This window comes from Streptomyces sp. NPDC086787 (genome assembly GCF_044745865.1).
In the GTDB taxonomy this organism is placed as follows: domain Bacteria; phylum Actinomycetota; class Actinomycetes; order Streptomycetales; family Streptomycetaceae; genus Streptomyces.
Genome location: NZ_JBIVBC010000015.1, coordinates 96,200 through 109,395, shown reverse-complemented (window position 1 = coordinate 109,395; position 13,196 = coordinate 96,200). Strand labels below are relative to the sequence as shown.

General features: G+C 70.7%; 9 protein-coding genes. 7 read left to right on the top strand and 2 right to left on the bottom strand.

Annotation, left to right across the window (positions count from 1 at the left end):
- Nucleotides 1-60: 60 nt before the first annotated feature.
- Nucleotides 61-1,269 carry a signal recognition particle-docking protein FtsY gene (ftsY, locus tag ACIPK3_RS28030; protein WP_402574044.1) on the top strand — a complete coding sequence of 403 codons (1,209 nt, stop codon included), beginning with the start codon at nucleotides 61-63 and terminating at the stop codon, nucleotides 1,267-1,269.
- A 116-nt stretch (nucleotides 1,270-1,385) separates the two neighbouring features.
- Here ftsY and ACIPK3_RS28025 read toward each other — a convergent pair whose 3' ends face one another.
- On the bottom strand, nucleotides 1,386-2,042 hold the full coding sequence (locus ACIPK3_RS28025; protein WP_402574042.1) for a bifunctional DNA primase/polymerase: 657 nt from the start codon (nucleotides 2,040-2,042) through the stop codon (nucleotides 1,386-1,388).
- A 415-nt stretch (nucleotides 2,043-2,457) separates the two neighbouring features.
- On the opposite strand from ACIPK3_RS28025, the gene ACIPK3_RS28020 reads away from it, so the two are divergent.
- From ACIPK3_RS28020 to ftsH, 6 genes are all read left to right on the top strand, one after another.
- Nucleotides 2,458-3,939: a hypothetical protein gene (locus ACIPK3_RS28020; protein ID WP_402574041.1), complete on the top strand. Its 1,482-nt coding sequence runs from the start codon at nucleotides 2,458-2,460 to the stop codon at nucleotides 3,937-3,939.
- Nucleotides 3,940-4,186: 247 nt separating this feature from the next.
- Complete coding sequence (locus tag ACIPK3_RS28015) at nucleotides 4,187-5,455, top strand: ammonium transporter (protein ID WP_402574040.1); 1,269 nt, start codon at nucleotides 4,187-4,189, stop codon at nucleotides 5,453-5,455.
- The gene (locus ACIPK3_RS28010; RefSeq protein WP_402574038.1) at nucleotides 5,452-5,790 is read left to right on the top strand and encodes a P-II family nitrogen regulator; all 339 of its coding nucleotides are present in this window, start codon (nucleotides 5,452-5,454) and stop codon (nucleotides 5,788-5,790) included. The genes ACIPK3_RS28015 and ACIPK3_RS28010 overlap by 4 nt, the downstream gene beginning before the upstream one ends.
- A gap of 52 nt (nucleotides 5,791-5,842) precedes the next feature.
- Nucleotides 5,843-8,296 carry a [protein-PII] uridylyltransferase gene (locus ACIPK3_RS28005; RefSeq protein WP_402574036.1) on the top strand — a complete coding sequence of 818 codons (2,454 nt, stop codon included), beginning with the start codon at nucleotides 5,843-5,845 and terminating at the stop codon, nucleotides 8,294-8,296.
- 73 nt (nucleotides 8,297-8,369) lie between these two features.
- Complete coding sequence (ffh, locus tag ACIPK3_RS28000; protein ID WP_402574034.1) at nucleotides 8,370-9,920, top strand: signal recognition particle protein; 1,551 nt, start codon at nucleotides 8,370-8,372, stop codon at nucleotides 9,918-9,920.
- Nucleotides 9,921-10,016: 96 nt separating this feature from the next.
- Nucleotides 10,017-11,963, top strand: a complete 1,947-nt coding sequence (gene ftsH / locus ACIPK3_RS27995; RefSeq protein ID WP_402574032.1) for an ATP-dependent zinc metalloprotease FtsH — start codon at nucleotides 10,017-10,019, stop codon at nucleotides 11,961-11,963.
- Nucleotides 11,964-11,969: 6 nt separating this feature from the next.
- Here the strand turns inward: ftsH and ACIPK3_RS27990 are convergent, their stop codons facing one another.
- Nucleotides 11,970-12,815: a methyltransferase domain-containing protein gene (locus ACIPK3_RS27990; RefSeq protein ID WP_402574030.1), complete on the bottom strand. Its 846-nt coding sequence runs from the start codon at nucleotides 12,813-12,815 to the stop codon at nucleotides 11,970-11,972.
- Between the last annotated feature and the right edge of the window lie 381 nt (nucleotides 12,816-13,196).

Genomic DNA, 13,196 nt, shown 5'->3' with positions numbered 1-13,196 from the left:
AAAAATCGCTTCCGCAGGAGCAGAGGGTGCCCCGGGGGAGGGATGGATACTGGACGCGTTATGGAAACCGTCATCCTTGCTGTAGTCATCGCCGTGATCGTGCTCGGTGCGCTCGGCGGGCTCATCGTCGGCAGCCGGCGCAAGAAGCACCTGCCCCCGCCGCCTCCCGCAGCGCCCGACATCACCGCACCTCCGGCCGAGCCGCACGTCGGCGAAGAGGCCGAGACGCCGCGCGACGAAGCGCGCCGGACGATCGAGGAAGTGGACCTTCCCGGCGGCGCCCCGACCGCCGTCGAGGAACCCCCCACCGCCGAAGCCGTCGAAGCTCCCGAGATCGAGATCCCGGAGCCCACCGCGGGACGCCTGGTCCGCCTGCGCGCCCGCCTCTCCCGCTCGCAGAACGCACTGGGCAAGGGTCTGCTCAGCCTGCTGTCCCGTGAGCACCTGGACGACGAGACCTGGGAGGAGATCGAGGACACGCTGCTCACCGCCGACGTCGGCGTCCAGCCCACCCAGGAACTCGTGGACTCCCTGCGTGAGCGCGTCAAGGTGCTCGGCACCCGCACCCCCGCGGACCTGCGCGCACTGCTGCGCGAGGAACTCCTCAAGCTGGTCGGCACCGATGTCGACCGCACCGTGAAGACCGAGCCCGACGACCGCAAGCCGGGCATCGTGATGGTCGTCGGCGTCAACGGCACCGGCAAGACCACCACCACCGGCAAGCTGGCCCGGGTCCTGGTGGCCGACGGACGCACCGTCGTGCTGGGCGCCGCCGACACCTTCCGTGCCGCCGCCGCCGACCAGCTCCAGACCTGGGGCGAGCGGGTCGGCGCCTACACCGTGCGCGGACCGGAGGCCGGGGACCCCGCCTCCGTCGCCTTCGACGCGGTGAAGGAGGGCAAGGAGATGGGCGTCGATGTCGTGCTCATCGACACCGCCGGCCGGCTGCACACCAAGACCGGCCTCATGGACGAGCTCGGCAAGGTCAAGCGCGTGGTCGAGAAGCACGCGCCGCTGGACGAGGTGCTGCTCGTCCTCGACGCGACCACCGGACAGAACGGCCTGGTCCAGGCCCGGGTCTTCGCCGAGGTCGTGAACATCACCGGCATCGTCCTGACCAAGCTGGACGGCACCGCCAAGGGCGGCATCGTGATCGCGGTGCAGCGCGAGCTGGGCGTCCCGGTCAAGCTGATCGGTCTCGGCGAGGGCGCGGACGACCTCGCCCCCTTCGAGCCGGAGGCGTTCGTGGACGCCCTGATCGGCGACTGAACCAGGCGACTGATCCAACCGCACACGGCAAGGCGCCCGGCCCCGAGGTCCAGTGGGAGGCGGGCGCCTTGTCGTATGACTCCCAACCCCGGGTGACTCCCAACCCCGGGTGACTCTCAGACCCGCGACCGATGGGCCACGTAGGCCAGCGTCCCGAGGAGCAGTCGTGCCGCCGGGGGGTGGGACACCGAGTCGATGGCGGGGGCCCTGAGCCATCGCACCGGGCCCAGGCCGCCCCGGTCGGACGGCGGGGCCGTGATGTACGTGCCGGGGCCGAGGCCGCGCAGGTCCAGGGAGGTGTGGTCGTCCCAGCCCATGCGGTAGAGCAGGGCGGGCAGCTCGGCGGCGGCGCCCGGGGCGACGAGGAAGTGGGCGCGACCGTCCGGCGTCGCGGTCACCGGGCCGATCGGGAGACCCATCCGCTCCAGCCGGGCCAGGGCGTGACGGGCGGCCGGCTCGGCGACCTCGATGACATCGAAGGCGCGCCCTACCGGCAGCATCAGCGAGGCGCCCGGGAACTCGCCCCAGGCCCTGGTCGCCTCGTCGAGCGTGGCCCCGGCGTGAATCCGGGGCGCGAAGTCCAGCGGGTGCGCCCCCGGTGCGCCGCAGTCCGCCAGACCGCAGGAGCAGACGCCCGCCGCGGCCCGTGCGCCCGGCACCACGTCCCAGCCCCACAGCCCGGTGAACTCGGCGACAGCCGTGCACTCGGAGGAGCGGCCGCGTCGACGCGTACCGGTGCGGATCTCGCGAATGCCGCCGATCGTGAAGCCCATGCCCCCTCCAACGGGTCCAGCGCGCCGGTGGTTACGTCGCGGAGCGACGGGGATGCGAAGCGTGACTCCGGGTAGCCGTGGGGGGTGGTGCATCCGGTCATGCGCGCCCCTGAATGCGCTGCTGCATCCACTCGCAATCGCCCTGTGTCAAGTGAATCGCGCCTGGGCAAGCGTGAGTTCATTCGAAGGGGTGGCGAATGGTGGCGTTTTCGGGATCGCCGTGGCCCTGCCCGTGATCGTAGGATTACGTTGAGTGCACGAGGCCTGGGGGCACATGCCCCTGTGGGTATGCCGGAGGCAAGTCGGCATCCCGTTCGAAGAGTGAGAAGTACCGGACGGGCAGCCGTATTCAAAGGCACTCTGATAGGGCTTGGCGCACTCGGCGACAAGTGGTCTCAGGGATGGGGGCGTTCCAGTGGGCGGCAACGGCGGTGGCGGTACAAACGCTGACAAGCGCCCCAATGAGCTGCTCAGCTCGTGGTTCATGCGCAGTGGCTGGTCCAAGGGCGAGCTGGCCCGGCAGGTGAACCGCCGGGCGCGCCAGCTGGGCGCCAACCACATCTCCACGGACACCTCACGGGTACGCCGCTGGCTGGACGGCGAGAACCCGCGCGAGCCGATCCCCAGAATCCTCTCCGAGCTGTTCTCCGAGCGGTTCGGATGCGTCGTGTCGGTCGAGGACCTCGGTCTGCGCGCCGCCCGCCAGACACCCTCCGCGTCCGGCGTCGACCTGCCCTGGACGGGTCCGCAGACCGTGTCCCTGCTCAGCGAGTTCTCGCGCAGCGACCTCATGCTGGCGCGACGCGGCTTCCTCGGGACCTCGCTGGCGCTGTCCGCGGGCCCCTCCCTCGTCGAGCCCATGCAGCGCTGGCTGGTCCCCACCCCGTCGGGCCCGCAGCCGCTTCGCGAGCCCGAGCCGACCCTCGACCACGGCAGCCCGGGCCACCTCTCCAGGCCCGAGCTGGACCTGCTGGAGTCCACCACCCGGATGTTCCGGAAGTGGGACGCCCAGTGCGGCGGCGGCCTGCGCCGCAAGGCGGTCGTCGGACAGCTCCACGAGGTCACCGACCTGCTCCAGGAACCCCAGCCCGAGGTCATCGGCCGCAAACTCTTCAAGGTCGCCGCCGAGCTGGCCGAGCTGGCCGGCTGGATGAGCTACGACATCGGGCTCCAGCCCACCGCCCAGAAGTACTTCGTGCTCGGTCTGCACGCCGCCAAGGAGGCCGGTGACAGACCCCTCGGCTCGTTCATCCTCTCCAGCATGAGCCGTCAGATGATCCACCTGGGCAGGCCCGACGACGCCCTGGAACTCATCCACCTCGCCCAGTACGGCAGCCGCGACTGCGCGAGCCCCCGCACCCAGGCCATGCTGTATGCGATGGAGGGCCGGGCCTACGCGAACATGGGACAGCCCGGCAAGTGCAAACGGGCGGTCAGAATGGCCGAGCACACCTTCGCCGAGGCCGAGGACTGGGACGAGCCGGAACCCGACTGGATCGGCTTCTTCAACGAGGCCGAGCTGTACGGCGAGAACTCCCACTCGTTCCGCGACCTCGCCTACAACGCGGGCCGCAGTCCCGCCTACGCCTCCATGGCCGAGCCGCTGATGCAGCGCGCGGTCGAGCTGTTCGCCAAGGACAGCGTGCACCAGCGGTCGTACGCACTGAACCTGATCGGCATGGCCACCGTGCACCTGCTCCAGCGAGAGCCCGAGCGCAGCACCGAGTACGCCGCACAGGCCATGCGGGTCGCCAAGAAGGTCCGCTCCGAACGGGTGACCACCCGTATCCGCAAGACAGTCGACTCGGCCGTACGCGACTACGGCGACCTCGGCGCCGTGATCGACCTCGCCGAGCAGCTCGCCATCGAGCTGCCGGAGACCGCCGAAGCGGTGTAACCCCTGAACCCCGGCCGCGGCCGGTCCTCCCGAACTGCCCGACTCGGCTCCCCCATGCCAGGTCATCGGAAGGCCGGCCGCGACCGGTCCGCGTTTCACCTCCGCGTAACGCGCTGGATGGCTTCGTCACATCCAGGAAACACTTCCACGCGCTGGGCGAAACCGGCCTGCGTCAGTCTCCTGAGCACAGTCGGCCCATGTCACAAGGCATCCGCGCAGGGCCGTTCCGCAGAAGGAGTCTCAGGCCTTGAATGTTGGAGATACCGGATTCGTGCTGATCAGCGCCGCGCTGGTCATGGTGATGACGCCGGGCCTCGCCCTCTTCTACGGTGGCATGGTCCGTACCAAGAGCACTCTGAACATGCTCATGATGTCCTTCGTCTCTCTCGGCATCGTCAGCGTGCTGTGGGTCCTCTACGGCCACTCGCTCGCCTTCAGCGGTGACGTCGGCGGCTTTGTAGGCAACCTCGACCTCGTCGGCCTGAAGGGCGTGCACTCGGACACGCTGATGGACAACTTCGCGGGCCGCAAGATCCCGGTGTTCGCCTTCTCGCTGTTCCAGATGCTCTTCGCGATCATCACGCCCGCCCTGATGAGCGGTGCGCTCGCCGACCGGGTGAAGTTCAGCTCCTGGATGGTCTTCGTCGCCCTCTGGGTCACCGTGGTCTACTTCCCGGTCGCCCACTGGGTGTGGGGCGGCGGCTGGCTCGCCAAGCTGAACCCCGCCGTCATCGACTTCGCGGGCGGTACCGCCGTCCACATCAACGCGGGCGCCGGCGCCCTGGCCGCCGTCCTGGTGGTCGGCAAGCGGGTCGGCTTCAAGAAGGACCCGATGCGGCCGCACAACCTGCCGATGGTCCTGATCGGCACCGCCCTGCTGTGGTTCGGCTGGTTCGGCTTCAACGCCGGCTCCGAACTCGCCGCCGACGGCACCGCCGCCAGCATGGCCCTCAACACCCAGATCGCCACCGGCGCCGCCATGCTCGGCTGGCTGGCCTACGAGCGCATCCGGCACGGCGCCTTCACCACCCTCGGCGCCTGCTCCGGCGCCGTGGCGGGCCTGGTCGCCATCACCCCCTCCGGCGCGAACGTCAACGTCTTCGGCGCGCTGCTGATCGGCGTCGTCGCCGGCGCGGTCTGCTCCTGGGCCGTCAGCCTCAAGTTCAAGCTGGGCTTCGACGACTCCCTCGACGTGGTCGGCGTCCACATGGTCGGCGGTGTGCTCGGCACCCTCCTGGTCGGCTTCCTCGCGATCAACGGGGCCGGCGGCTGGAAGCAGTTCGGTTCGCAGGCGATCGGCGCCTTCTCCGTCATGGGCTACACCTTTGTGGTGACCTTCATCCTGGCCTATGTGATCCAGAAGACGATCGGGTTCCGCGCAGGCGAGGAGGACGAGGTCACCGGCCTCGACCAGACCGCCCACGCCGAGACCGCCTACGACTACAGCGGCTTCGGCAGCGGCGGGGCCGCCATGGCCTCCCTGGCCGCCAAGCAGACCAAGAAGGTGGACGCATGAAGCTCATCACCGCCGTCGTCAAGCCCCACCGGCTGGACGAGATCAAGGAAGCCCTCCAGGCCTTCGGTGTCCACGGCCTGACGGTGACCGAGGCCAGCGGCTACGGCCGCCAGCGCGGCCACACCGAGGTCTACCGCGGCGCCGAGTACACCGTCGACCTGGTTCCGAAGATCCGAATCGAGGTACTCGCCGAGGACGACGCCGCCGAACAGGTCATCGATGTGATCGTCAAGGCGGCCCGCACCGGCAAGATCGGAGACGGCAAGGTCTGGTCCCTGCCGGTCGACACGGCCGTACGTGTCCGCACCGGCGAGCGCGGCCCGGACGCGCTCTGAGCGGACACCGCGAAATCCGCCAGGACGCACGGCAGAGAACAGGAGTCGCTGGGTGACGGGTACACATGTGCGGAACGAAGCGGACGACACGGGACCCAGCGGCTACGCGGCGGCCCGGCTGCGCCTCCTCACCGAGGAGGCGCGGTCCGGGCCGCCGCGCCGTACCGCGCTCGCCGGACTCACCGACGACTGGCTCACCGGCCTGTTCACCACGGCGGCCGCGGGCGGCCTGAAAGGTGTCTCACTCCTCGCCGTCGGCGGGTACGGCCGCGGTGAACTCTCCCCGCGCAGCGACCTCGACCTCGTCCTGCTGCACGACGGAAGCGACCCCGGCGCGGTCGCCGCACTCGCCGACCGCCTCTGGTACCCCGTCTGGGACCTCGGTCTCGCCCTCGACCACTCCGTGCGCACCCCCGCCGAAGCCCGCAAGACGGCCGCCGAGGACCTGAAGGTACAGCTCGGCCTCCTCGACGCCCGCCACCTCGCCGGCGACCTCGGACTCACCGCCGGACTGCGCACGGCCGTACTCGCCGACTGGCGCAACCAGGCCCCCAAACGCCTGCCCCAGCTCCAGGAACTCTGCGCCGAACGCGCAGACCGCCAGGGCGAACTGCGCTACCTGCTGGAACCCGACCTCAAGGAGGCCCGCGGCGGCCTCCGGGACGCCACCGCACTGCGCGCCGTCGCCGCCTCCTGGCTCGCCGACGCCCCGCGAGAGGGCCTCGCGGACGCGCGTCGCCACCTGCTCGACGTGCGCGACGCACTGCACCTGACCACCGGCCGCGCCACCGACCGCCTCGCCCTCCAGGAACAGGACCAGGTCGCCGCCGAACTCGGCCTGCTCGACGCCGACACACTGCTGCGCCAGGTCTACGAGGCCGCGCGTGTCATCTCCTACGCCAGCGACGTCACCTGGCGCGAGGTACGGCGCGTGCTGCGCTCGCGCGCGGTCCGTCCCCGGCTGCGCGCCATGCTCGGCGGCGGCAAGCCGGCCCCCGACCGCTCCCCGCTGGCCGAGGGCGTCGTCGAACAGGACGGCGAAGTGGTGCTGGCCCGCACCGCACGCCCCGAACGCGACCCCGTACTCCCGCTGCGCGCCGCGGCGGCCGCCGCCCAGGCCGGCCTCCCGCTCTCCCCGCACGCCGTACGGCACCTCGTGGCGACCACCCGTCCCCTGCCCACACCCTGGCCCGCCGAGGCCCGCCAGCACCTGGTCACCCTGCTCGGCTCGGGCCGTTCAACCGTCGACGTCTGGGAGGCACTGGAGGCCGAGGGCCTGATCACCCGCCTCCTGCCCGACTGGGAACGCGTCCGCTGCCGCCCGCAGCGCAACGCCGTCCACGTCTGGACCGTCGACCGCCACCTGATCGAAACGGCCGTGCGTGCCTCCGAGCTCACCCGCCGCGTCAGCCGACCCGACCTGCTCCTCGTCGCCGCCCTCCTGCACGACATCGGCAAGGGCTGGCCCGGCGACCACTCCACGGCGGGCGAGATCATCGCCAAGGACGTCGCCACGCGCATCGGCTTCGACCGCGCCGACGCCGAGGTGCTCGCGGCCCTCGTACGACACCACCTGCTGCTCATCGAGACGGCCACCCGTCGTGACCTGGAGGACCCGGCCACCGTCCGCAAGGTCGCCGACGCCGTGCGCACTCACGGCACCCTGGAGCTCCTGCACGCCCTCACCGAGGCGGACGCCCTGGCCACCGGCCCGGCCGCCTGGTCGTCCTGGCGCGGATCCCTCGTCACCGACCTCGTCGAACGGGTCTCGGCGGTCCTCGCCGGCGAAACCCCCGGCGAACCCGAGCCCCTCGCGACCACCGCCGAACAGGAACGCCTCGCCGTCGAGGCCTTCCGCACCGGAGGCCCCGTACTCGCCCTGCGCGCCCAGACCGAGCCCCCGGCCGGTGCCGAACCCACCGGGGAACCCGAGCCGCTCGGCGTGGAGCTGGTCATCGCCGTACCGGACCAGCCCGGCGTGCTCCCCGCCGTCTCCGGAATCCTCGCGATGCACCGTCTGACCGTCCGCACCGCCGAACTGCGCACCCTGTATCTGCCCGACACCGTGGACGACGGCTCCGTGCTGCTGCTGAACTGGCGCGTCTCGGCGGAATACGGCTCCCTGCCCCAGGCGACCCGCCTCCGCGCCGACCTGGTCCGGGCCCTGGACGGCAGCCTGGACATCGCGGCCCGCCTGGCCGAGCGCGACGCGGCCTACCCGCGCCGCCGCGGCCGGACGGCGCCCGCCGCACGGGTCACGGTGGCCCCGGCCGCCTCCCGGCACGCCACGGTGATCGAGGTCCGGGCGCAGGACGCGCCGGGGCTGCTGTACCGGGTCGGCATGGCCCTGGAGAAGGCGAAGGTCAGGGTGCGCAGCACACACGTGTCGACGCTGGGGTCCAACGCCGTGGACGTCTTCTACGTGACGAGCGGCACCGGCGAGCCCCTGTCCGGGGAGGAGGCGGCGTCCGTGGCCGGGGAGCTGGAGGACGTACTACGGGCGTGACCCCACGTGCGCGCGGGGCCAGATACCCTGGAAGGCGCTCATACTGCCGCCGACACCGAGGACCGACGACGCCGTGTTCGATACTCTCTCCGACCGCTTGTCAGCCACTTTCAAGTCACTTCGGGGCAAAGGTCGGCTCAGCGAAGCGGACATCGACGCCACGGCCCGCGAGATCCGTATCGCGCTCCTCGAGGCCGACGTCGCCCTGCCGGTCGTCCGGACGTTCATCAAGAACGTCAAGGAGCGGGCCCTCAGCGCCGATGTCTCCAGGGCCCTGAACCCCGCCCAGCAGGTCCTCAAGATCGTCAACGACGAGCTGGTGACGATCCTGGGCGGCGAGACCCGTCGCCTCCGCTTCGCCAAGCAGCCCCCCACCGTGATCATGCTGGCGGGTCTCCAGGGTGCCGGTAAGACCACCCTCGCGGGCAAGCTCGCCAAGTGGCTCAAGGAGCAGGGCCACTCCCCGCTGCTGGTCGCCTGTGACCTCCAGCGCCCCAACGCCGTCAACCAGCTGAGCGTCGTCGCCCAGCGCGCCGGTGTCGCGGTCTACGCGCCGGAGCCGGGCAACGGGGTCGGTGACCCCGTCAAGGTCGCCAAGGACTCCATCGAGCACGCGAAGACCAAGGTCCACGACATCGTGATCGTGGACACCGCCGGCCGCCTGGGCATCGACCAGGAGATGATGCAGCAGGCCGCGGACATCCGGGACGCCGTCAGCCCCGACGAGATCCTGTTCGTCGTCGACGCGATGATCGGTCAGGACGCCGTCAACACGGCGGAGGCCTTCCGCGACGGCGTCGGCTTCGACGGTGTGGTGCTCTCCAAGCTCGACGGTGACGCCCGCGGTGGTGCCGCCCTCTCCATCCGGCAGATCACCGGCAAGCCGATCATGTTCGCGTCGAACGGCGAGAAGCTGGACGACTTCGACGCGTTCCACCCCGACCGGATGGCCTCCCGCATCCTCGACATGGGTGACCTGCTCACCCTGATCGAGCAGGCGGAGAAGACGTTCAGTCAGGAAGAGGCCGAGAAGATGGCCTCGAAGCTGGCGTCCAAGAAGGGCCAGGACTTCACCCTGGACGACTTCCTGGCCCAGATGGAGCAGGTCAGGAAGATGGGCAGCATCAGCAAGCTGCTCGGGATGCTGCCCGGCATGGGCCAGATCAAGGACCAGATCAACAACCTGGACGAGCGGGACGTCGACCGCATCGGCGCGATCATCAAGTCGATGACCCCGGGCGAGCGCCAGGACCCGACGATCATCAACGGTTCGCGCCGCGCGCGTATCGCCAAGGGTTCCGGCGTCGAGGTCAGCGCGGTCAAGGGGCTCGTGGAGCGGTTCTTCGAGGCGCGCAAGATGATGTCCCGCATGGCCCAGGGCGGCGGTATGCCGGGCATGCCGGGGATCCCGGGCATGGGCGGTGGCCCCGGCCGCACCAAGAAGCAGCCGAAGAAGGCCAAGGGCAAGCAGCGCTCCGGCAACCCGATGAAGCGCAAGCAGCAGGAGATCGAGGAGGCGCAGCGCCGTGAGGCGGCCGCGCAGGGCGGCGGCGCGCTGGGTCTGCCGCAGCAGGGCGGCAAGGACTTCGAGCTGCCGGACGAGTTCAAGAAGTTCATGGGCTGACGCCGCGGGGTGGTCGTACGACAACGAGGGCGCTCTCCCGCCGGGAGGGCGCCCTCAGCGCGTGCCGTGGTGCGCTGTGTGCCGTAACGTCCAGATATGAGCAATGCTCCGCCACCTCGTAAGGCACCTGACCAGCCGTGGCGTTGTGAGGGCACTCCTGACGACCAGTCGCCCCAGCGGCCCGGCGGCCGGCGAATACGCGCCAGATGGTGGGGGCTGGCCGTCACCGCGGTGATCGTCTTCCTGCTGGCCTACATCGGGCTGAACTACCTCGGCCAGAGCACCGAGCCGACGATCGCGTACACGGAGTTCAGCAGGCAGGTCGATGCCGGGAACGTCGCCAAGATCTACGCCAAGGGCGATGCCATCCAGGGCGAGCTGAAGAAGGCCGAGCCCAAGCCGGGGGGTGGCGGTGACTACCGCGAGTTCCGCACGCAGCGTCCGGCCTTCGCCGACGACACGCTGTGGCAGAGCCTGCGCGGCCACGGGGTGACGGTGACCGCCAAGCCGGTCGTCGAGGAGCGGAGCGTTCTGTCCAACCTGCTGATCTCGCTGATCCCGATCGTGTTGCTGGTGGCGTTGTGGATCTTCTTCGCCCGGCGGTTCGGCGGAGGCGGGGGAATCGGCGGCGGGGGCGGCCTCCTCGGCCGCAAGACTCCGCCGCGGCCGGTCGGCCTGACGCCGGGTACCCAGCGCACGACGTTCGCCGACGTGGCCGGCATCGACGAGGTCAAGGGCGAGCTGGACGACGTCGTGGACTTTCTCGAGCACCCGGACGCCTATCGCAAGATGGGCGCGAAGATGCCGCGCGGAGTGCTGCTGGCGGGCCCGCCGGGCACCGGCAAGACGCTGCTGGCGCGCGCCGTGGCGGGTGAGGCGGGGGTGCCGTTCTTCTCGGCGTCGGCGTCCGAGTTCATCGAGATGATCGTGGGCGTGGGCGCGTCACGTGTGCGTGAGCTGTTCACGGAGGCGCGCAAGGTGGCGCCGTCGATCATCTTCATCGACGAGATCGACACCATCGGCCGGGTCAGGGGCGGCGGGGCGTCGGTGAGCGGCCATGACGAGCGTGAGCAGACGCTGAACCAGATCCTCACCGAGATGGACGGGTTCTCCGGTTCGGAGGGCGTGGTCGTGGTCGCGGCGACCAACCGCGCCGACATCCTGGACCCGGCGCTGACCAGGCCTGGCCGCTTCGACCGGGTGGTGCACGTGTCCCCGCCGGACCGCGGCGGGCGTGAGTCGATTCTGCGGATCCACACACGGGACATCCCGCTCGATCCGGATGTCGACCTGACCCAGGTGGCCCGCACGACCCCGGGAATGACGGGTGCGGATCTGGCCAATCTCGCGAACGAGGCGGCGCTGATCGCGGTGCGGCGCAAGCAGCAGACGGTGACCAGGTCCGATCTGTCCGAGGCCCTGGAGAAGGTGCAGCTGGGGGCCGAGCGCACGCTGGTGATGCCGGAGGAGGACCGCAGGCGTACGGCGTTCCACGAGAGCGGTCACGCGCTGCTCGGCATGCTGCAGCCCGGTGCCGACCCGGTCCGCAAGATCACGATCGTGCCGCGCGGACGGGCACTCGGCGTGACGATGTCGACCCCGGAGGTGGAGCGGTACGCGCACTCGGAGGGCTATCTGCGCGGCCGGATCATCGGCGCGCTCGGCGGGATGGCGGCGGAGCAGGTGGTCTACGGCGTGGTGACCACGGGTGCGGAGAACGACCTGGAACAGGTCACGGCGATCGCGCGGGGCATGGTGGCCCGGTGGGGGATGAGCGAGAGGATCGGCCGGCTGTCCGCGCTGCCGAGCGACGCCCAGCAGGCGTACGGGCTCTCGGCCGCCCCGCAGACGCTCGACGCGATCGACGAGGAGATGCGCCGGATCGTGGACGGGTGTTACGAGGAGGCCTGCCGCAAGCTGCGCGATCACCGCAGCCAGCTGGACGCGCTGACGGAGGCGCTGCTGGAGAACGAGACGCTGGAGGAGGCGGACGCGTACCGGATCGCGGGGATCACTCGTCTGTCGAAGGAACCGGAGGCGTGAGGCCGCTCAGGGCGTGCGGGCGATGAGGTAGCGGAAGACGTTCGGCATCCACACGGTCCCGTCGGGCCGTTGGTGGGGATGGAGTGCTTCCGTCACTTCCTTGTCGACCCGCTCCTGGTCGGTGGCCGTGATCGCGGCGTCGAACAGGCCGGTGGAGAGCAGACCGCGCACCGCGCTGTCGAGGTGGGCGTATCCGAACGGGCAGGAGACCCGGCCGGAGCCGTCGGGCCTGAGCCCGGCGCGTTGGGCGACTTCCTCCAGGTCGTCACGGTGGGCGGGGCGCCAGCCGCGGGCGGTGCGACGTGGTTCGGCCAGTTTCGTGGCGACGCGCAGGACGGACGAGGTGGCGCAGCGCTCGGGCGGGCCCCAGCCGGTCAGGACGACGGCCGTGCCGTGCCGGGCGAGCGGCGTCGCGGCGGCGAGCAGTTCGGCGAGCCGCGCGGCGTCGCCGGCCTGGCATCCGACGGGCTCGAACGCGGTCAGCACGTCGAACGGCTCCGCCGGGTCGGGCAGGGTGTCGGTGAGGGTGCGGTCGGCCGTACGCACGCGTGTGCCGCCGGTGTCGGGCCGCAGGCGTTCGCGGGCGAGGGCGAGCCGTTCGGGACGGGTGGCCTCGACCCCGGTGACCGAGGCTCCTGCGGAGGCCGCCATCAGCAGGGCGAGCCCGGAGCCGCAGCCGAGGCCCAGCAGCCGGGTGCCGGGGCCCACTTCAAGTCGCTCGTAGACGGCCTCGTAGAGCGGGACGAGCATCCGCTCCTGGATCTCCGACCAGTCACGCGCGCGTGCGTCCAGGTTCACGCGGGGTGTGGCTCCCGCGTGAGACAGGGTGTGCCGCACGAGCGTAGGAGTCATAGGAAAGCGCCCCATTCCGCGGAGAGTTGGTGGTGTGCCCGATCCGTGGCCCCCGTGCCGTGCCCTCGCACCCACGTATGCCAGGTAACTCCCGGCTCGCGGTGGCGTCCAGGGGTCGAGGGGCCCGGTTTGCCGCCTGTCCGCGGACGTGGCGAGATTTCACGCTCCCGTAATCCGGGCTCGTACCATCACGCCATGGACGTTCTCGGTGACAGGGCGCGTCCGGGTAACACCACGGGCCTCGCGCACGCTGACTTGGACAGTGGCTCCGATACGGTTGCGGCCGAAACATCTCTTGCGCGACCGCCGAACACGGCCGTCGCGGCATGCGTAGGAGGGCTACGCGCCGGGTCGTACGTCAGGCTACGCACCGGCTTGTGC

What these genes read in the sequence shown, in the direction of transcription:
- ACIPK3_RS28010 (WP_402574038.1), top strand. Translation starts at nt 5,452, where the DNA reads ATGAAGCTCATCACCGCCGTCGTCAAGCCCCACCGGCTGGACGAGATC.
- ftsH (WP_402574032.1), top strand. Translation starts at nt 10,017, where the DNA reads ATGAGCAATGCTCCGCCACCTCGTAAGGCACCTGACCAGCCGTGGCGT.
- ACIPK3_RS27990 (WP_402574030.1), bottom strand. Translation starts at nt 12,815, where the DNA reads ATGACTCCTACGCTCGTGCGGCACACCCTGTCTCACGCGGGAGCCACA.
- ftsY (WP_402574044.1), top strand. Translation starts at nt 61, where the DNA reads ATGGAAACCGTCATCCTTGCTGTAGTCATCGCCGTGATCGTGCTCGGT.
- ACIPK3_RS28025 (WP_402574042.1), bottom strand. Translation starts at nt 2,042, where the DNA reads ATGGGCTTCACGATCGGCGGCATTCGCGAGATCCGCACCGGTACGCGT.